General features: G+C 44.2%; 16 protein-coding genes. 15 read left to right on the forward strand and 1 reads right to left on the reverse strand.

The features are described 5' to 3' along the window. The first annotated feature begins 165 nt into the window (after window positions 1-165). The 9 genes from A7D14_RS09700 to A7D14_RS09740 all read left to right on the forward strand — a co-directional run bounded on the left by A7D14_RS09700 (window position 166) and on the right by A7D14_RS09740 (window position 12912). The gene (locus tag A7D14_RS09700) at window positions 166-1542 is read left to right on the forward strand and encodes a c-type cytochrome (RefSeq protein ID WP_067033556.1); all 1377 of its coding nucleotides are present in this window, start codon (window positions 166-168) and stop codon (window positions 1540-1542) included. Window positions 1543-1574: 32 nt separating this feature from the next. Next, entirely contained in the window at window positions 1575-4703 is a 3129-nt protein-coding gene (locus A7D14_RS09705) for a TAT-variant-translocated molybdopterin oxidoreductase (protein ID WP_067033560.1), read from the forward strand. Between the two features lie 31 nt (window positions 4704-4734). Then, window positions 4735-6453 (forward strand): NrfD/PsrC family molybdoenzyme membrane anchor subunit, encoded by a 1719-nt coding sequence (gene nrfD, locus A7D14_RS09710; RefSeq protein WP_083158051.1) that lies wholly within the window; start codon window positions 4735-4737, stop codon window positions 6451-6453. Window positions 6454-6455: 2 nt separating this feature from the next. Further along, complete coding sequence (locus tag A7D14_RS09715; RefSeq protein WP_067033564.1) at window positions 6456-6983, forward strand: DUF3341 domain-containing protein; 528 nt, start codon at window positions 6456-6458, stop codon at window positions 6981-6983. 4 nt (window positions 6984-6987) lie between these two features. After that, window positions 6988-7557 carry a c-type cytochrome gene (locus A7D14_RS09720; protein ID WP_067033568.1) on the forward strand — a complete coding sequence of 190 codons (570 nt, stop codon included), beginning with the start codon at window positions 6988-6990 and terminating at the stop codon, window positions 7555-7557. A gap of 17 nt (window positions 7558-7574) precedes the next feature. Further along, entirely contained in the window at window positions 7575-8930 is a 1356-nt protein-coding gene (locus tag A7D14_RS09725; protein ID WP_067033572.1) for a quinol:cytochrome C oxidoreductase, read from the forward strand. Between the two features lie 27 nt (window positions 8931-8957). After that, window positions 8958-10016: a cytochrome c oxidase subunit II gene (locus A7D14_RS09730; protein ID WP_067033575.1), complete on the forward strand. Its 1059-nt coding sequence runs from the start codon at window positions 8958-8960 to the stop codon at window positions 10014-10016. 43 nt (window positions 10017-10059) lie between these two features. Further along, on the forward strand, window positions 10060-11874 hold the full coding sequence (locus A7D14_RS09735) for a cbb3-type cytochrome c oxidase subunit I (protein ID WP_067033578.1): 1815 nt from the start codon (window positions 10060-10062) through the stop codon (window positions 11872-11874). 213 nt (window positions 11875-12087) lie between these two features. Next, window positions 12088-12912: a GIN domain-containing protein gene (locus tag A7D14_RS09740; RefSeq protein ID WP_176712400.1), complete on the forward strand. Its 825-nt coding sequence runs from the start codon at window positions 12088-12090 to the stop codon at window positions 12910-12912. A 2-nt stretch (window positions 12913-12914) separates the two neighbouring features. On the opposite strand, the gene A7D14_RS09745 is transcribed toward A7D14_RS09740, so the two are convergent. Continuing rightward, the gene (locus A7D14_RS09745) at window positions 12915-15179 is read right to left on the reverse strand and encodes an acyl-CoA dehydrogenase (RefSeq protein ID WP_067033585.1); all 2265 of its coding nucleotides are present in this window, start codon (window positions 15177-15179) and stop codon (window positions 12915-12917) included. Between the two features lie 322 nt (window positions 15180-15501). Between A7D14_RS09745 and ruvB the strand changes: the two genes are divergently transcribed. The 6 genes from ruvB to A7D14_RS20395 all read left to right on the forward strand — a co-directional run bounded on the left by ruvB (window position 15502) and on the right by A7D14_RS20395 (window position 21417). Then, window positions 15502-16524 (forward strand): Holliday junction branch migration DNA helicase RuvB, encoded by a 1023-nt coding sequence (gene ruvB, locus A7D14_RS09750; protein ID WP_067033588.1) that lies wholly within the window; start codon window positions 15502-15504, stop codon window positions 16522-16524. A gap of 94 nt (window positions 16525-16618) precedes the next feature. After that, a complete protein-coding gene (locus A7D14_RS09755) occupies window positions 16619-17722 on the forward strand; it encodes a nickel-binding protein (protein ID WP_067033591.1) in 1104 nt (367 codons plus the stop codon). 87 nt (window positions 17723-17809) lie between these two features. Continuing rightward, on the forward strand, window positions 17810-18172 hold the full coding sequence (locus A7D14_RS09760) for a DUF4242 domain-containing protein (RefSeq protein ID WP_255307429.1): 363 nt from the start codon (window positions 17810-17812) through the stop codon (window positions 18170-18172). Between the two features lie 165 nt (window positions 18173-18337). Next, on the forward strand, window positions 18338-18658 hold the full coding sequence (locus A7D14_RS09765) for a GIY-YIG nuclease family protein (protein ID WP_067033595.1): 321 nt from the start codon (window positions 18338-18340) through the stop codon (window positions 18656-18658). Window positions 18659-18685: 27 nt separating this feature from the next. Continuing rightward, complete coding sequence (queG, locus tag A7D14_RS09770) at window positions 18686-19609, forward strand: tRNA epoxyqueuosine(34) reductase QueG (RefSeq protein ID WP_067033598.1); 924 nt, start codon at window positions 18686-18688, stop codon at window positions 19607-19609. Window positions 19610-19743: 134 nt separating this feature from the next. Next, on the forward strand, window positions 19744-21417 hold the full coding sequence (locus A7D14_RS20395; RefSeq protein WP_067033601.1) for an MFS transporter: 1674 nt from the start codon (window positions 19744-19746) through the stop codon (window positions 21415-21417). Window positions 21418-21467: the final 50 nt, after the last annotated feature.

Genomic DNA, 21467 nt, shown 5'->3' on the forward strand with positions numbered 1-21467 from the left:
CCTATTATTTAGAATCTTTATAAATTAGATGTTATCAATACCTTAACATTTCAAAAAATGACTCTATGTCGTACTTTTGTCACCAATTTTGGTGGATGAAAAGCTATTGTTCTCAATATCAATAGAAATAATCGTACCAAAGGTTTCGACAGAAATTTCGATAATATGAAAAAGGTTTTATACCGCCATCTATTTTCTAAAGTTTTAGGTTTTTCTCTTTTACTTTTTTCCACTTCATTTTATGCGCAGGAGGAAGCTGCCGACGCGGCTGCGGAGGTTACTACCGAACAGGCTGCCGCCGATACCGCTGGGGGTGACCCTGCAAAAGGAAAACAGCTTTTCAATCAAAACTGTGCCGCATGTCACGCTTTGGACCGTAAAATGACCGGGCCTGCCTTGGCCAATGTGGAACAACGTCTGGCTGATGATGAAGGTTTGGACAAAGAGTGGCTCTACACATGGATTAAGAACAGTCCGGGAATGATTGCTTCCGGGGATGCCTATGCCAACAAAATTTATGCAGAGTACAATCAGGCGGCGATGACGCCTTTTCCAACACTTTCCGATCAAGATATTGACGATATTTTGGCGTATACAGCGGCTCCGCCACCCGCACCCGCACAAGCAGCAGCTCCTACCGGGGGTACGGATGGTGCCCAATCATCTTCTGGCGGAATATCCAATGAAATAATCCTGGGGGCACTCGCTTTGGTTTTTGGCCTATTGGTCATTATGCTCATTTTGGTGAACAAGACCTTGCGCCGTATTGCTGAGGCCAATGGCGTTGTTCTGGAAAAAGAAAAAGCGGAGAAGCGACTTCCGTTGTGGAAGGCCTTTGCGCAGAACCAATTCTTGGTTTTGGTGAGTGTCATCTTCCTTTTGTTGGCCAGTGCCTATTTTGCCTATGGATGGATGATGCAAGTTGGGGTTGACCAAGGATACGCTCCCGTACAGCCGATACATTTTTCACATAAGATCCACGCAGGCGATAACAAGATTGAATGTAAATATTGCCACTCTTCGGCTAGAGTTTCCAAAACTTCGGGTATTCCTTCCTTGAATGTTTGTATGAACTGTCACAAGTCCATTTATGAATACACCGGAAACCCAGAAGGGCCATCAGCAGAAGATATAGCCGCTGGACATACCAACGAATTCTATACCGCCGAAATCAAGAAATTGTACAAAGCCGTGGGATGGGACGAGGAGAACCAACAATATACGGGCGAAAGCCAGCCTGTGGAATGGGTTAGGATTCACAACCTTCCTGATTTTGCCTATTTCAACCACTCACAGCACGTTTCTGTAGCGGGAATTGAATGTCAGACCTGCCACGGTCCCATTGAAGAAATGGAAGTTGTGGAGCAGTTTGCCCCATTGACCATGGGTTGGTGTGTAAATTGCCACAGGGAAACCAATGTTAAGGTTGCGGGCAATGAATACTACGCTAACATTCATGAAGAACTATCCAAAAAGTATGGGGTTGAGGAATTGACTGTTGCCATGATGGGTGGAATAGAATGTGGTAAGTGTCACTATTAAGAATTAAAAGAAGATAATCTCAGATATATCGTATGGCATCAAACAAAAAATATTGGAAAAGCGAGGCGGAGTTAAATCCGAACGATTCCATTGTTGAGGCGCTAAAAAATAACGAATTTACCGAAGAGATTCCTGTGGATGAGTTCTTGGGCGACAAGGAGAATCTGTCGGCCTCAAGCACCAATAGAAGGGATTTCTTGAAATATGTTGGATTCAGTACGGCAGCAGCAACCATTGCAGCGTGTGAAGGTCCGGTGCGTAAATCCATTCCGTATGTGGTCCAACCAGATCGCATCGTTCCCGGTGTGGCAAACTATTATGCCACTACCATTGCTGATGGATTTGACTTTGCCAGTATTTTGGTAAAGACCCGTGAGGGTAGGCCCATCAAAATAGAAAACAATACCGATGCCAAAATCAATGGCGGGGCCAATGCCCGTGTCCAGGCGTCCGTGTTGACCTTGTACGATAGCAAGAGGGTTCAAGGGCCAATGGCCAATGGTGAACCCATTGAATGGAAAGTGTTGGATGCTACGGTAAAGGCCAAGTTGGGCAGTTTAAAAGGCGGCAACAAACAAGTGGTGCTTTTGACCCAAACCTTTGCCAGTCCATCAACGGATAAATTAATTGCCGAGTTCAAAGCGGAATATGGTGAAAATGTAAGCCACGTGGTTTACGACGCCATTTCTGAAGATGCTGCCTTAAATGCCTATAATGCTGCTTATGGTGAGCGAGCTTTGGCCGATTACGATTTTGAGAAAGCGGATTTGATTGTTTCTTTCGGTGCTGATTTCTTGGGAGATTGGCAAGGAGGAGGCTATGATAGTGGATATGCCAAAGGACGTGTGCCCAAGCATGGAAAAATGTCCAAGCACATCCAGTTGGAGTCCAATATGTCATTGACCGGAGCGAATGCCGATAAACGTTATCCCATGACGCCAACCCAACAAAAGATTGCCTTGGCCAAATTGTATGGCAAGTTGAATGGCAGTAGCGTAGGTGGGGGAACATCCGATGTGGATGAAGCGGTTGATTATGTAGCGGCCCAAATCAAAAAGGCTGGAAGCAAGGCCGTTGTGGTAACGGGATTGAATGATGTTCATGCACAAACCGTAGTATTGGCCATTAACAAATTGTTGGCCAGCGAAGCATTTGATGCCGAAAACCCAAAATATGTACGTCAAGGTGATATCGCAAAAGTGACCAAGTTGGTTGCTGATATGAATGCTGGTCGCGTTGGAGCTTTGATCATGGCTGGTGTGAATCCTGTGTACACGCTTCCCAATTCCGAAGAGTTTGTTTCAGGACTTGAAAATGTAGATCTTTCTGTGGCTTTTGCCTTCAATAATGATGAAACCGCACAATCATCACAATACGTTGCTGCGGCATCCCATTATTTGGAATCTTGGGGCGATGCACAATTTAAAAAGGGACAATATAGTTTGATGCAACCCGCCATCCGTGAGTTGTTTGATACCAAACAGTTTCAAACAGCCCTATTGACTTGGATGGGTAGCGAAAAAACGTACTACGATTATATAAAGGAAACATGGAATGCCGATATCCTTCAGGGAGAGTCTTGGAACCAAGCGCTTCAGGATGGTGTTTTTGCAGCACCTGCTCCTTCCGAGGATGAGGAACAACCTACGGTTGTATCCAGTGCAGAAGAGGGGGAAGAGGTTGAGCCCAGCATTGTTCCAATAGCTTCTGCCATCCGTTCTTTGGTGAATTCAACCAGCACGGGCACGGAAATGGTATTGTATTCCAAAGTAGGTATGGGAGATGGCCGACAAGGCAATAACCCATGGTTGCAAGAATTCCCCGATCCCATTTCTAGGGTTTCTTGGGATAACTACGTGACCGTTTCCAAAGCAGATGCCGAAAAATGGGGCTTCGAAAATTTCACTGTGGCCAATGGCGGGGTGAATGGAAGCTATGCAAAGTTGACCGTTGATGGAAAGGTATTGGATAACGTTCCTGTAATCGTTCAACCCGGTCAGGCCGTGGGTACTGTGGGACTTTCTTTTGGTTATGGAAAGAAGGCCGGAATGCAGGATGAAATGGCCACAGGGGTAAATGCGTATACACTGTACAAGGATTTCTCGGATGTTCAATCCGTGACTGTTGAAAAAGCAGCAGGGGAACATGAATTTGCCTGTGTACAGCAACATAAAACATTGATGGGTAGGGGAGATATCATCAAGGAAACCACCTTGGAAATCTTCAATACAAAAGACCATGCCGAATGGAACCACATGCCGCATGTGTCGTTGAACCATCAGGAAATCCCAGTGACTTCCCCAGATGCAGACCTTTGGGACAGTTTTGATCGTTCCATTGGGCATCACTTTAATTTGTCCATCGATTTGAACGCTTGTACCGGATGTGGGGCTTGTGTAATTGCATGTCACGCCGAAAACAACGTTCCCGTGGTTGGAAAAGAGGAAATCCGTCGCTCACGTGATATGCACTGGTTGCGTATCGATAGATACTACTCTTCCGAGGAGACCTTTGAGCAGGATAATGAGAAGAAAGAAGGAATGGAAGGTCTTTGGGGCGATAAAGGCTCTTTGGGAGGATTCCGCGAAATGGAAGACCCATCGGCCAATCCCCAGGTGGCATTCCAACCTGTAATGTGTCAGCATTGTAACCATGCACCTTGTGAAACCGTTTGTCCCGTTGCGGCAACATCGCACAGTAGACAAGGTCAAAACCATATGGCTTATAACCGTTGTGTAGGTACAAGATACTGTGCCAACAACTGTCCATATAAAGTACGTCGATTCAACTGGTTCTTGTACAGCGACAATGATGAGTTCAACTTCAACATGAACAATGATTTGGGCAAGATGGTCATCAACCCAGACGTCAATGTACGATCCAGAGGGGTAATGGAAAAATGCTCCATGTGTATCCAAATGACCCAAAAAACCATTTTGGATGCCAAAAGGGACGGCAGGGTCATTAAGGACGGGGAGTTCCAAACAGCGTGCTCAGCAGCATGTAGCAGTGGAGCCATGGTATTTGGTGACATCAATGATAAAGAGAGCAAGATTGCCCAATTGAAGGAAGATGATAGAATGTACCACTTGTTGGAGCATGTAGGGACGAAACCCAATGTGTTCTATCATGTTAAGGTAAGAAACACCGACGAGGCTTAATCAATAATAAGAAGTAACTAGAAGATAAATTATGGCGTCGCATTACGAAGCACCTATTCGAAAGCCCTTAGTACTTGGAGATAAAGGATACCACGATGTGTCCGTTGATATTGCAGCTCCGGTAGAGGGAAAAGCCAACAAACAATGGTGGATTGTATTCTCCATTGCTTTGGTAGCATTCCTTTGGGGTTTAGGATGTATTATTTATACCATTTCCACAGGTATTGGGGTTTGGGGTCTAAACCGAACCGTTAACTGGGCCTGGGATATTACCAACTTTGTTTGGTGGGTAGGTATTGGTCACGCAGGGACCCTGATTTCGGCTGTATTGTTGCTCTTCAGACAGAAATGGAGAATGGCAATCAACCGTTCCGCTGAAGCGATGACCATCTTTTCCGTTATCCAGGCAGGTTTGTTCCCAGTGATTCACATGGGTCGCCCTTGGTTGGGCTATTGGGTACTTCCCATTCCAAACCAATTTGGGTCGCTTTGGGTGAACTTTAACTCACCCTTGCTTTGGGACGTATTTGCGATTTCAACCTACCTTTCTGTATCGTTGGTATTCTGGTGGACAGGGCTGCTGCCCGATTTCGCCATGATCCGTGACAGGGCCGTAAAACCGTTCCAAAAGAAAATTTATAGCCTGTTGAGCTTCGGTTGGACAGGTAGAGCCAAAGACTGGCAACGTTTTGAGGAAGTTTCCTTGGTTTTGGCCGGTTTGGCAACACCTTTGGTACTTTCCGTACACACCATTGTATCCTTTGACTTTGCCACGTCGGTGATTCCAGGATGGCACACCACCATCTTCCCACCGTACTTTGTTGCGGGTGCAATTTTCTCCGGATTTGCCATGGTGAACACGCTTTTGATCATTATGCGTAAAGTGTGCAACCTTGAAGCATATATCACCGTTCAGCATATTGAGTTGATGAACATCGTTATCATGATCACAGGTTCCATCGTGGGATGTGCCTATATCACGGAGTTGTTCATTGCGTGGTATTCCGGTGTTGAGTACGAACAATATGCCTTCTTGAACAGGGCCACGGGACCTTACTGGTGGGCCTACTGGTCCATGATGACCTGTAATGTGTTCTCACCGCAGTTCATGTGGTTCAAAAAATTGCGTACCAGTATCATGTTCTCTTTCTTCATCTCTATCGTTGTGAACATAGGAATGTGGTTTGAGCGTTTTGTGATCATCGTTACCTCATTGCACAGGGATTATTTGCCATCTTCATGGACCATGTTCTCCCCAACCTTTGTGGATATCGGAATCTTTATTGGAACCATAGGATTCTTCTTTGTGTTGTTCCTGTTGTATTCCAGAACCTTCCCTGTAATTGCGCAGGCAGAGGTAAAATCCATCTTGAAGGCATCAGGTGAGAAGTACAAGAAACTTCGCGAAGCCGGTAAGCCATTGTATGAAATGCCGGCAAAAGGCGGTGCCAAAAAAGTGGCCGAAGCTCCAAAGGAGAAAATGGATGAAAAACAAGTGGCCACACTGTTGGATTCCATCGGAACTTTTGATGCATCAAAAGAAACTCCGGACGACTTGAAAAAAGTAAAAGGCATCGGTCCGCAAATGGAACAGACCTTGAACCAGATAGGCATCTTTACTTTCGCACAGGTAAGTAAAATGACCGAAAAAGAATACGACTTGTTGGATTCCATCACCGGTTCCTTCCCCGGAAGGGCACAACGTGATGATTGGGCAGGTCAGGCAAAAAAATTAAACGATAAGAAATAGTTATGGCATCAAAAGTTATTCAGGCGCTTTACAATGATGACGATGTGTTGATGCATGCCGTAAAGAAAGTGAGGGCAGAGCACCATCATATAGAGGAAGTGTACACTCCATTTCCCGTTCACGGGCTGGACAAGGCCATGGGATTGGCAGATACCCGTATCGCCATCACCTCTTTTATGTATGGATGTTTGGGATTGATCGTTGCCATAGTGATGATGAACTACATCATGATCGAGGATTGGCCTCAAGATATAGGAGGTAAGCCAAGCTTTAGCTATTTGGAGAATATGCCCGCCTTTGTGCCGATCATGTTCGAGATGACGGTTTTCTTCGCGGCCCACTTAATGGTGATCACCTTTTACCTAAGAAGTAGAATGTGGCCCTTTAAGAAAGCGGAAAATCCGGATAAGCGTACTACCGATGACCATTTTTTGATGGAAATTGGAGTGCACGATAACGAAAAGGAACTGACCGATTTGTTGTGGGAAACAGGTGCGGTGGAAATAAATGTTACAGAAAAGGAGTCTTAAAACTATGAAGCATTTAGGTAAAATAAGTGTTGTCTTGGTCTTGGTACTGTTGGTTGCAGCTTGCGCCGATAAAAACAGTCCCAACTACCAATATATGCCAAACATGTACGAACCCGTGGGCTATGAAACCTATCAAGGTGTGGACAATGGGTTGTTCCCCGATGGAACAGCAGCCATGCTTCCCGTTGAAGGAACCATCTCCAGGGGATATATGCCCTATGAGTTTGAAAACACTCCAGAAGGAAAAGAATTGGCACGGTTGAACACCAGTCCTTTGGATTCATTGGACATGGAGGAAAACTTGGTCAAAGGCGCAGAATTGTACGCCATTTACTGTGCTGTTTGCCATGGACCCAAGGGAGATGGACAGGGCAATTTGGTAAAACGTGAAAAAATATTGGGTGTTCCCAGCTATGATGATGTGGCACGTAACATTACCGTGGGCACGACATACCATGCCATTTACTACGGATTGAATTCCATGGGATCCTACGCATCTCAGTTCGCAAATGAAAAAGAGATGTGGCAGGTATCCGAATATGTGATGAAATTAAAGGAGGACCTAACAAAATAATTGGATAAGAAGAAACTATGTATACCTTTTCAAACAGATTAAAAATAGGATCTTTCATAGCCATGGGGCTTGGGCTTATTTTCTTGGCAATAGGTTTTGTATCCGCACCATCAACAGTGGAAGAGGCAAAGGCCATTGTGGCATCCGCCCACGGCGATGGACATGGCGGAGGTCATGCAGAAGCCGTTGAAGAACATGGAGGGTCACAAGGACACGGTGAAGCTGCTGCCCATAGCACAGAAGCCGCCCATGATGAAGGTCACGATGCCGCACATGACGAGCATTTGTTGCATCAATTACAGAACAGACCATGGGCCGCATTGTATGTAGCTGCATTTTTCTTCTTTATGATTGCCTTGGGGGTATTGGCCTTTTATGCCATTCAACGTGCCGCCCAAGCCGGTTGGTCACCACTCTTGTTCAGGGTCATGGAAGGAATCACGGCCTATTTGGTTCCCGGAGGGATAATCGTTTTTGTAATATTGGTGCTTTCCGTATTGCACATGAACCATATGTTTGTTTGGATGGATGCTGAAGTTGTGGCACATGATGAATTGCTTCAAGGAAAAGCCGGGTACTTGAACCCCACTTTCTTCCTCATTCGTGCCGCTATTTTCTTGGGCGGTTGGATTTTCTACCGTGAATATTCAAGAAAACTGTCCTTGGCACAAGATGAATCTGATGACAACTCAAACTTTGTAAAGAATTTTAGATGGTCTGCCGCGTTCTTGGTATTTTACCTAGTGACCGAGTCCATGATGTCCTGGGATTGGATCATGAGCTTAGACCCACACTGGTTCAGCACCCTATTCGGATGGTATGTGTTTGCCAGCATGTTTGTTTCGGGTATTACCGTAATTGCCATGGTGAGCATCTACCTAAAATCCAGAGGCTATTTGGAAGTGGTGAACGACAGCCACATCCACGATTTGGCCAAGTTCATGTTCGGTATCAGTATTTTCTGGACCTACCTGTGGTTTGCCCAGTTTATGTTGATATGGTACGCGGACATACCAGAGGAAGTTACCTACTACGTAGCGCGTTTCCAAGACTACAAATTGCCATTTTTTGGCATGTTGGTCATGAACTTTGTTTTCCCATTGCTGGTGTTGATGAATAGCGATTACAAGAGGGTGAACTGGTTTGTTATCATGGCCGGTATAGTGGTCTTGTTGGGCCATTATTTGGATGTTTACATTATGGTAATGCCGGCTACCGTGGGAGACCAATGGCATATAGGATTACCCGAAATAGGTGGAATATTGTTCTTTGGAGGATTATTTGTATTCTGGGTGTTCAATACACTGACCAAGGCTCCGTTGTTGCCAAAACGCAACCCATTTATTGAAGAAAGTAGACATTTTCATTATTAAACGATTTAAGTCTTAGATAGATACACGATGACTGCATTATTAACTTTGACTGTTTTAGTACTGGTGGCGATTGCAATTTGGCAAATGACCAAGATTTTTGAATTGTCCCAACTCAAAACAGAGCACGCTGAGATAGCAACTGACAATGACAATAAGAACAATGGCTATCTTATGTTTGGTTTCCTGATTTTTATCTACGGAATCACCATATTTAGTTTTGCAAAATATTCCAAGATGTTGCTTCCCGAAGCTTCATCGGCTCACGGTGGGGATTATGACCAATTGATGTGGGTTTCTTTTGCCATTATCTTTTTTGTTCAGACCATTACCCAAGCCTTGTTGCACTACTTTGCCTATAAGTACAGGGGCGAGAAAGGAAAAAAAGCACTTTTCTTTGCTGATAATGACCGATTGGAATTTATCTGGACCATTATTCCTGTAATTGTTTTGGCAGGATTGATCCTTTGGGGACTATATACCTGGACCAATATCATGGATGTAAATGACGAGGATGACCCGTTGGTCGTGGAACTCTATGCCCAACAGTTTAACTGGACCGCGCGCTATGGTGGAGATGACAATGTTTTAGGTGACGCCAGCGTTCGTTTAATTGATATTGACCGAGCCAATGTATTGGGCTTGGACGAATCAGACCCCAACGCCGCGGACGATATCATCGTAAAGGAACTTCACCTTCCTGTGGGCAGAAAGGTCAACTTTAAAATGCGGTCACAAGATGTATTGCACTCTGCATACATGCCCCACTTTAGAGCGCAGATGAACTGTGTTCCCGGAATGATCACACAGTTTTCGTTCACACCAACAATCACAACAGAAGAAATGCGGTTAAACCCTGATGTGGTGGACAAAGTAAAAAGAACCAATGCCCTAAGGGCCGAATGGGCAGCGGAAGGAAGACCAAACTCCGAACCTTGGGAGTTTGATTATGTCCTCCTCTGTAACAAAATTTGTGGAAAGTCGCACTACAATATGCAAATGAAGATTATAGTGGAGACCGAGGAGGAATTTAATAAATGGATGGAAGAGCAGGTATCATTCAAGGAAACAATTGCACCTGCTGAATAATATAGGCTAGGAAAAGAACCAAAACAAAATTTAGAAGAAGATTATGTCAGCTACTGCACACGAACACGGACACGACGATCACGGGCATCATCATAAGGAGACCTTTGTTACCAAGTATATCTTCAGTCAGGATCACAAGATGATATCCAAGCAGTATCTCATTACGGGTCTTATCATGGGATTCATTGGTATTGCTATGTCATTGCTCTTTAGAATGCAATTGGCTTGGCCAGGGGAATCGTTCCCCATTTTTGAAGCCTTGCTTGGAAAGTGGGCTCCTGATGGGGTTATGGATGCTGATATTTATCTGGCATTGGTAACCATTCACGGAACCATTATGGTGTTCTTTGTATTGACAGCAGGTTTGAGTGGTACCTTCAGTAACCTGTTGATTCCATTGCAGATTGGCGCCAGGGATATGGCATCAGGCTTTTTGAACATGCTTTCCTATTGGATGTTCTTCGTATCATCCGTAATCATGGTGATTTCCCTTTTTGTTGAAGCAGGACCTGCAGCAGCTGGATGGACCATCTATCCACCTTTGAGTGCATTGCCCATGGCACAGCCCGGTTCTGGGGCTGGTATGACGCTTTGGTTGGTTTCCATGGCCATATTCATCGCTTCATCCTTATTGGGTTCATTGAACTACATCGTAACGGTGATCAACCTAAGGACAAAAGGAATGTCAATGACACGTTTACCATTGACCATTTGGGCCTTTTTTGTAACCGCTATTATCGGTGTGATTTCATTCCCTGTTTTGCTTTCAGCAGCCTTGTTGCTGATCATGGACAGAAGTTTTGGAACATCTTTCTTCCTTTCCGATATCTTTATCCAAGGTGAAGTATTGCATTACCAAGGAGGGTCACCCGTACTATATGAGCACTTGTTCTGGTTCTTGGGTCACCCCGAAGTATACATCGTATTATTACCGGCATTGGGTATTACTTCCGAAGTAATGTCCACCAATGCACGGAAACCCATCTTTGGTTATCGGGCGATGGTAGCCTCCATTTTGGCCATTGCGTTCCTGTCCACTATTGTATGGGGACACCACATGTTCATCTCCGGGATGAACCCATTCTTGGGCTCTGTATTTACATTTACAACACTGTTGATCGCCATCCCATCCGCGGTAAAGGCCTTCAACTATATCACCACGCTGTGGAAAGGTAACCTGCAATTGAATCCTGGAATGTTATTCTCCATTGGTTTGGTATCTACCTTTATCTCAGGAGGTCTAACAGGGATTATTTTGGGTGACAGTACCTTGGACATCAACGTGCACGACACCTATTTTGTAGTGGCCCACTTCCACTTGGTAATGGGTATCTCGGCCTTATACGGACTTTTTGCAGGGGTGTACCATTGGTTCCCAAAAATGTTCCAAGGTAGAATGATGAACAAGAACTTGGGGTACGTCCATTTCTGGATCACGGCAGTTTGTGCTTACGGAGTATTCTTCCCCATGCACTTTGTGGGTATGGCGGGAGTACCAAGACGTTACTACCAAAACACGGCCTTCCCCATGTTTGATGAATTGACAAACGTTCAGGTCTTGATGACGGTATTTGCCATCATCGCAGGATTGGCCCAGTTGGTTTTTGTATACAACTTTATCTCCAGTATTTTCTACGGAAAGAGGGGGCCACAGAACCCTTGGAGTTCCAACACATTGGAATGGACAGCGCCACAAGAGCACATCCATGGCAACTGGCCCGGTGAAATTCCACACGTATACCGATGGGCTTACGATTACAGTAAGACCTACGAAAATGGTGAGTACATCATTGCCGATCAGGATTTTGTGCCGCAGAATGTACCCTTACAAGAAAACGAAGAAGAACTCAATCATTAATGAGTGTCTGTTAAGAGATATATACCGCCCATCCTTTAGGATGGGCTTTTTTGTTTTTGGGAATTTCGGAGTGAAATTAAATCAAAGTTTTGTCACCTTGAGCGCAGTCGAAAGGTTGGCAAAAGCACCTCAACTTAAATCGATTTGATGGAGAAATGGGGGAGTATGCATATTTGTAATATCTTTAGAACACCATTCCCCAAAAAAACAACCGTGAAAAAAATACTTGTCGTACTACTGCTTATAGTTCCCATAATCGCCTTGTCGCAACGGAAACCTAGAATAAAAGGAAGCCGGATTGTAACCGAGGTCAATGAGGAGTTACCCGCCTTCAACGCCGTTATCCTCAATGATAACTTGGATATTGTGCTCAAAAAATCCTTCGGTCCAGGCTATGGGATTGTGGCTGATGATAACCTTATCGACATCCTTAAATTTGAGGTGCAGGATGGCACTTTGGTCATCAGTTCGTATTATGATGTCACCGCCAAAAAGCAGTTCGACATTACCGTAAACTACACCGATATCAGAGCGATTACCCTTAAAGATGGAAGCATACGTTCCATGGATGTTATTCAAAGCGATGAACTCTTTGTGGATGGGTTCAACAATACCAGATTGGACATTAAGGCCAGTGCATCCGTAATGGACATCAATTTAGAGGATACCAGCCATGGTGATTTTAATGTGGATGTTGACTCCCTGAACATTACCATTGGAAACAGGGCCGATGCCTATGTGTATGCCGTTAATGAAACCAGTTTGGTGGATTTGGATGGAGATGCCTCCCTTACACTGGAAGGGACATCCAACAGAATTCAGTTACGTTTGATCGGGAATTCCAAATACAAAGGTGAGACTATGGAGGCAGGAACGGTTAAAGCAACCCTGGAAGATGACCCAACAGCCCACATTTATGCCCATGGCGATTTTGAACTGAGTGCAAAAGGAAGATCTAGGGTTTATCTTCACGGCACACCCAAAGTCACGATTTTGGAATTTTTGGATACCGCCCAATTGATTAAAAAGGACGATTGACCTTATTTTGCAATCGGTGCGGTCAAACAATGCTCCGGAATGCCAAACCCATCCACCAGAACCTCAATATGAGGGCGTAGTTCCGTGGACAAGCGCTCCACCCGTTGCCGAATAGCCTTGGATTTGGTTCCGCCTATATAACCCTGTTCCAAATACCATCGGGCATCTGAATAAATTTGATGTAATGCATAAAGCGCTCCCACCTTTTCCAATAAACTTTTGTATTCTTCATCAGAAACACCTGCGCAAAATTCAGTGAATATTGAATACGCCAGTTCCACACTGTATGCTTTTCCCAGTGCCAACAAATGGGTCTGCACCTTTAAAAAAGCTTGATAAGAAGGCACACCCTTTTTAATGTAATTGCGGATGCGCATCGCCAAGGTGTACGTCAGTCTACGGGTTCGGTAATTAAACGCGTGTTTGTGGAACTTTGGATTGTACAAATGCTCCGCATCCACCTTGTTGGAATAAAGGGGGTTGATGGTCGTTAAGGTATCCGAAAGTTGGGTTTGCAACAATTTGAGCACAGAGGCAAACCCCGCACTGTTGAACTCCGCCTTAAAATCGGACAGGACACCTTTGGCAGCAAGCTGTAATAAAACGGTATTGTCTCCCTCAAAAGTGGTGAAAATATCCACATCGCCCTTTAGGTCGGCAATTCTATTTTCCAATAAGTACCCTTTCCCGCCACAAGCTTCGCGGCACTCTTGAATGGTCTCGTTCGCAAACCAAGTGATCACCGATTTCAACCCCGCCACTTGGGTTTCAACCTCCCGTTTGTCAGGTTGCGATTCATCACTGTAGCGCTTCATCATTTCCTCCAAGGTAACATGGTACACGTAGGCACTGGCCACTCTGGGCGTCAATCGCAGTTGGTGTGTGGGATAGTCCATGATCAAATCCTCCTGAACCTTAATGCTGTCATTGAATTGTCTTCGGTTCAGGGCATACTTTACCGCAATGGCCAAGCTCATCTTGGCCCCTCCCAAAGCGCCTCGGGCCACGCAGATTCGTCCGCCCACCAAGGTGCCCAGCATCGTAAAAAAGCGTTTACTGGGATTTTTTATGGACGAAAAATAAGTGCCATCCGGTTTGATTTCACCATATTTGTCCAAAAGATTCTCCCGCGGAACCGAAACCGTATTGAACCAAATTTTTCCATTGTCCACACCATTCAGGCCGAGTTTGTACCCGTTGTCTTCTATGGTGATGCCTTCAAGCAATTCATGTTTTTCATTTCGGAGAGGAACCAAAACGGCATGTACCCCTTCATTTTTTCCATTGACGATCAATTGGGCAAAAACAGTGGCCATTTTGGAATGCAACGCATTTCCGATATACTCTTTGTTGTCATTTTTGCCAGGGGTATGGACAATGATGGAATCCGTAGATGCATCATACGTAGCTGTGGTTTTGATGCCCCTTACATTGGAACCATGTCCCGTTTCCGTCATGGCGAAACAACCTAATAGATTTGTTTTGCCCGCATCGGATAGATACTGGTCGTGGTGTCTTTTGGTGCCCAATTTTTGAATGCTTCCCCCAAAAAGTCCAAACTGCACCCCGAATTTTACCGCAAGGCTGCCTTCAACAAACATCAAGTGCTCAAAAATGGCCGCATAGGCAGGCATGTTTCCCGTGCCGCCATATTCAGGAGGATAGGCCATGGCCCCATAGCCCTTTTTGGCCAAAACCTGCACTTGCTCCAAAACCTTGGTCCGGAATTCCCCTTTGTTTCTTCGGATGTCCCATGTAAAGATGGGCTGGTCCAAAAAGTTTCGAAATTCGTCAACCACCAACACATGAGGGCCTTTCAAAAGCTTATCCAAAACGTTGGCATCATACTGGTCAGATGTTTTTTCATGCACAACTTCAACCTCAAACAAATGATTGTAATGGTTGGGTTGAATCCCTAAATTGATTTCGATGTGTTTTAGGTGGTCATTGAAGCCAAAACCATTGGATTGTAAATTGGCCAAACGCTGGCTGAGCGATGTCAAGGGATACGTATCACTTTCAATTAGTTTAACCCCAGAGGTTGCAATGGTCTGTTTCCAAGTTTTTATCTCATCGTCCGTAGGAGGATTTTCGCGATTGAGCCAAAACAAGAGCTGTTCCTTTTCATTGGGGTCCAAGGAGGCATCTTGGTCGATAGTGTTTGCAACAACAGAAATTTCAGAGGCAGATAGCAGGTCATCGGACCAAATGACATAGAAAAATGGGATGTATTGTAAAATTCCCAGCGAATAATCGATGCTGACCATGATGGTTTTTTTGTTGGGGTGAACAATTATGTTTTAGTTGTATATCCTTAATTGTACCAATGGCTTGATAGTTTGTGTCAATATTTTTGTCTTTGTCCTCTTGAGCGCAGTCGAAAGGCAGACAAAGACATCTCGACTGCGCCTGTCTGCCGACAAAGGCAGGCTCGATGTGACATTTGAATTGGCCACTGGTACAATTGTGTATGATCGAGTGTTTTTGATATAACTAAGGTAAGACTTAGATTTTTAAGATGTGCACACAAGATCATTTTAAGGAAAATGGTTTCAAGCTGATGGGGTTTTCAACTATATTTGTTAAGCAATGAATGAAAATTTAGACCCAACTGCCGAGAATTTTTCCCAAGAAGAGCTGGATATCGAAAGAGCGCTCAGGCCCATTACATTTGACGATTTTACAGGTCAGGCCCAGGTGTTGGAAAACTTGAAGGTTTTTGTGGAGGCTGCCAATTTGCGGGGAGAAGCCTTGGACCACACCCTTTTTCATGGCCCTCCCGGATTGGGAAAGACCACCTTGGCCCATATTTTGGCCAATGAACTTGGGGTCGGCATCAAAGTGACCTCAGGCCCTGTCTTGGACAAGCCCGGTGACTTGGCCGGACTATTGACCAATCTGGAGGAACGGGATGTTCTGTTCATTGATGAAATCCATCGGCTCAGCCCCATTGTGGAAGAGTATCTCTACTCGGCCATGGAGGATTACAAGATTGACATTATGATTGAATCGGGACCCAACGCCCGAACCGTGCAGATCAATCTAAGTCCTTTTACGTTGATTGGGGCCACCACCCGATCGGGATTGCTCACCGCTCCCATGCGGGCCAGATTTGGTATCCAAAGTCGGTTGGAATATTACAATACCGAACTGCTATCCACCATTGTGGAACGAAGTGCCGAAATTTTAAAAGTGCCCATCAGTCAGGATGCTGCCATAGAAATTGCAGGGCGAAGTAGGGGCACCCCAAGAATCTGTAATGCTTTGCTGCGCAGGGTGAGGGATTTTGCCCAGATCAAGGGAAATGGGAACATCGATATAGAAATTTCGCAATTTGGCCTAAAGGCCTTGAATGTGGATGCCTACGGTCTGGATGAAATGGACAATAGAATTTTGACCACTATTATTGATAAGTTCAAAGGTGGTCCAGTGGGCATCACCACTTTGGCCACTGCCGTTTCCGAAAGCGCAGAAACCATTGAGGAGGTCTATGAGCCCTTTCTGATTCAGCAAGGATTTATCATGCGCACCCCGCGGGGCCGTGAAGTGACGGAATTGGCCTATAAACATTTGGGGAGAATAAAGGGCGGAACCCAAGGAGGGTTGTTCTAATCCCTTCATTTTGAATCTATTTTGATATTTTTTGATTCGATTTTTATATTTTAAGAGAAGATTTATGTGTTCTTTTAAAATATAAAACAGAATTATGCCCATTTACATGGACCGACATATCGTACCTGGTATTGAAGCCAAGCATGCCGCAAAAGCACACAGGGAAGATGTATTGATCCAGGATGAATATGGATGTAGATGCATGACCTATTGGGTGGATGAGGACCGGGATTCCGCTTTTTGCCTCATTGATGCACCGACCAAGGAAGCAGTGATAGAAATGCATAACCGTGCCCATGGGTTGATTCCACATGAGATTGTAAAGGTCAATAGCAATGTGGTTGAAGCCTTCTTGGGCAGAATAACCGACCCTGAAGGGTATTATGATAATGACGACCCCAACCTCAAAATTTTTAATGATCCTGCATTTCGGATTATTTTGGTTTCCCAGATCAAAAACATAGTGTTGCTTCAAGAAGGGTTGGGAAAGGAAAAGGCGGGGAAATTAATATCTCTATTTCATGAGATATTTAGGGAAAATCTTCAAAAATATGAAGGAAGGGAAGTGGAGTCTACAGAGAATGGGTTCATAACATCCTTTTTATCGGTTACGCAAGCGGTGGGGTGCGCCAAGGCTATCCAAAAAGAGTTGCATGTTGCCGGGGAACTGATTGATTTAAGACAGGGTGTTCAGGCAGGCATGCCTGTGGACAACAGTAAAGTGGTTTTTGGTGAAACCATAAAAATGGCCCAATATTTATGCAGTATCGCAGGGGGAAATCAAATAATGGCAGCATCGATGATTGACGAAATTTACAAGAACCACACCAAGGAATCATACAATGATGGGCTTTTTAAAAGTCTTCAACTAGAGGAAGAAACCTTTCTTCAAACCATAATGGATTTACTGTATGACAACTTGAAAAACCCGAACTGGGGCATAAAGGATTTTTGCCTTGAAATGGCGGTAAGTAAATCCAAATTATATCGTAAATGCACTCAAATAATTGGGAAATCACCGAATGAATTGATACGTGAGCATCGGCTGCTCAAATCTTTGGATTTGCTCAAAACAGAGCGAAATGTGACCCAAACCTCTTTTGATGTCGGCTTTGCCAGTCCTTCGTATTATACCAAATGTTTCCAAGAACAATTTGGCATTGCACCATTATCCTATTTAAAAAAACTAAAGGGATGATTTAAAAGTAATAAAATCAGGTCTTTCTGTTAAAGTGTTACTTGTTGATTCACAATAGATTTGGGTCATAACTAAAAAACAAGAAGTATGAAACAGTTAAAGACAAAAGGCGTACTAGTATTGGTGACCGTTTTCAGTTTAGTATCCGCAAGTGCACAAGAAACTTCATCTGACAAGGAAATGAAATCATTCCTCATAGAAAGGGATATCCCAAAAGCTGGTGAATTTACCGAAGCCGACTTAAAGGGAATTTCCCAGAAATCCTGTTCGGTTTTGGAAAAAATGAAAGGAATTGTGTGGGTAAACAGCTATGTTACTGGTGATAAAGTATTCTGTGTTTACCAATCCAACGATACAGATTTGATTAAGGAGCATGCGGAAAAAGCCGGGTTTCCGGTAACCTCAATAATGGAAATCGGCTCTGTGATTGGTCCAAAAACTGCAAATTAGATTTGAAATGGTAACTTAGTTCCTCACTTAGGAAGGGAAATGTACAGCCGTAGTAAAAACACGGAACTAATAAAAACCGAAGCCAAGTGCCTCGGTTTTTTATTTTCAATGTCAGGCTGAGCGCAGTCGAAGCCCTTTATTGGGGCAAATGCTTAAATTTATTTTGTGTTTACCTATTATGTCTATATTTTAAAGTGTACGGATAACTCCTTTTACACAGGAATAACAAATAATATTGAGCTACGCTTGCAACAACATCAATCGGGTTTTAACAAAAACTGCTACACCTATAAAAAAAGGCCTGTTGCGTTGAAATTTCAACAAGGGTTCAATGATGTTTTGCAGGCTATTTATTTTGAGAAAAAAATCAAAGGGTGGACTAGGGCAAAAAAGCTAGCTTTGATAAATGGTGATTACAATATGTTGAAGATTTTATCGGAATGCAGAAACGCAACACACTCAAAATATCAACCTTTAGACAAGTAAGCGCTTCGACTGCGCTCAGCATGACAGATGGGTTCTAAACAAAAGCATACCAACATGATTAAAACCGAAGCCAAGCGCCTCGGTTTTTTGTCTTGTGGCATTTCCAAGGCCCAATTCCTGGAAGAGGAAGCACCTCGATTGGAGAAATGGCTCAACCAAAATAGGCATGGGGAGATGCAGTACATGGAAAACCATTTCGACAAGCGGTTAGATCCCACCAAATTGGTGGATGGGGCCAAATCCGTGGTTTCATTATTGCTGAATTATTATCCCTCCGAACAACAGAACCCAGATTCCTACAAAATTTCCAAATATGCCTATGGAATGGATTATCACTTTGTGATAAAGGACAAACTCAAAAGTTTACTGCACTTTATCCAAGAGGAGATTGGGGAAGTATATGGTAGGGCCTTTGTGGACTCCGCCCCTGTTTTGGACAAAGCTTGGGCGGCCAAAAGTGGTCTGGGATGGATGGGCAAACACAGCAACCTCCTTACCCAGCAGGTAGGCTCTTTTTATTTTATCGCAGAACTCATTTTGGATTTGGATTTGGAGTACGATGCTCCCGTCACGGACCATTGCGGCACCTGCACGGCTTGTATTGATGCCTGCCCCACCGAAGCTATTGTGGAACCGTATGTGGTGGATGGCAGTAAATGTATTTCCTATTTTACCATTGAGTTGAAAAATGAGATTCCCACAGAATTCCATGGAAAGTTTGATGAGTGGATGTTCGGATGTGATGTGTGCCAAGATGTGTGCCCTTGGAACCGCTTTTCAAAACCCCATAACGAACCCTTGTTCAGCCCAAATCCTGAACTGTTGTCGTTTACCAAAAAGGACTGGGAGGAAATCACCGAGGATGTCTTCAAAAAAGTGTTCCAGAAATCAGCGGTAAAACGGACCAAATTGTCCGGTCTCAAGCGAAATATTGATTTTATCAAAGAATAAAACCGCCTTGATAAGAGGCATTGGGCAATAATTTTGTTGGTCAATACTAAAAAATAGTATCTTAAAGGCATATTTTTTGCGGAATTCGTATTTATTCCGTCTCTATATCGACAACTAACTAAACTCACACAATAATGAAGATCACTAAACCCAGATTGGGCTTTTGGCAAATCTGGAATATGAACGTTGGATTCTTTGGGATCCAATTCAGTTTTGGGCTACAACAAACCGCTGTAAGCCCAATTTTTTCGTTTTTAGGCGCCCATCATGATGAGCTCCCCCTGTTAAATTTGGCCGGTCCTGTGACGGGTCTGCTCATTCAACCTATCATTGGGGCCATTTCTGATAAAACTTGGTCGCCCAAATGGGGAGGACGGCGTAAACCTTTCTTTTTAATCGGTGCCATTTTGGCCAGTTTGTGCCTTTTTGCCTTTCCGTTCAGTCCAGAATTGTGGTTTGCTGTGGGACTTTTATGGATTTTGGATGCGGGCAACAACACGGCCATGGAACCGTATCGTGCTTTTGTGGGGGATAAGCTTCCAGATAGTCAATTGACCTTTGGCTACCAGATGCAGAGTCTTTTCGTTGGGGCCGGGATTACGCTGGCCAATCTATCGCTCTTTATATTTCAACATTGGTTTAGTGTCCCGGCTGAGGCTGGTGGGCTTTTTGATACCTCCACAGAGAGTGTATCATCCATACCCACTTGGGTATATTACTCTTTCTTTTTAGGAGCTTTGGCCTCCATTGGAACCGTAATGTGGTCCGTTTGGAAAACACCGGAAATTCCACCCGTACCTGAAGAGCTTGAGGAAATCAAAAGACTCAATGAAAACACGCCGGCACCCATCGTACAAATATTGAGCGTGCTCTTTGTTATTTTTTCCGCTCCACTTCTATTGGGATATCTGGTTGGTGGTTTGTATCCACAATTATGGGACAATATCAATCTCTGGGTCATCATTGTATTGATTTTTGCCTTTTTATGGTTGTATATGCTCTACCGAGTTATCAAAAAAAATACTGGCAACCCCACCATTAAAAAACTGGGGGATACTTTAAACCCCTTGTTGGAAGCTGCTGAAGCCATTGGGGTGATGCCCGGATTTTTATGGAAATTGGCGGCAGTCTATTTGTTTCAATGGTATGCCCTGTTTGTCTATTGGCAGTTTATGCCACCCATGTTGCGAAGTAGCCTTTTTGGCATAACCAATGAGGACAATGCACGATTTGAATCCATAATGTCGTCCTTTAGGGAAGGAGCCCAGATCAGTGCAGAAGATATGTCTTTCGCGGAGCAGGTTCAATCCTTGGCTGAACAGGCATTGGGTCATGCCGGTTTAATGAACGGAACCTACAATTTTGTGACCATGTTGGTGGCCTTGGCCTTGGTGCCCATTGCTTCACGGATTGGTTCAAAATTGGTATATGTACTCTGTTTGTTCCTGACCGGTGCGGCCATGCTGATGATGCCTTTTATTACGGACAAATGGTTGTTGCTGGCACCCATGGTCTTGTTCGGAATAGGTTGGGCCGCTATGATGGGGATTCCCTACGCCATGGTGTCCAAAGTGATTCCTGAGGAACGTAGAGGCGTTTACATGGGGATTGTAAATATGATGATTGTAATTCCCATGCTGATTCAAACCGTGAGTTTTGGTCCCATCATCAAGAATTGGATGAACAACAGCGCCATAAATGCCATTTTGTTTGGAGGGGTATTCTTCATCATTGCGGGAGTACTGGCCATGCGTCTTAACCTTCCAAAAGACAAAAGAGATTCTGAATTGGATACAGAAATACCATAAAATGTAGAAAAGCAATAGGGGTCGGACATTATTGTTTCACATTTAACTTT

The organism is Allomuricauda sp. CP2A, from assembly GCF_001683915.1.
Taxonomy (GTDB): domain Bacteria; phylum Bacteroidota; class Bacteroidia; order Flavobacteriales; family Flavobacteriaceae; genus Flagellimonas.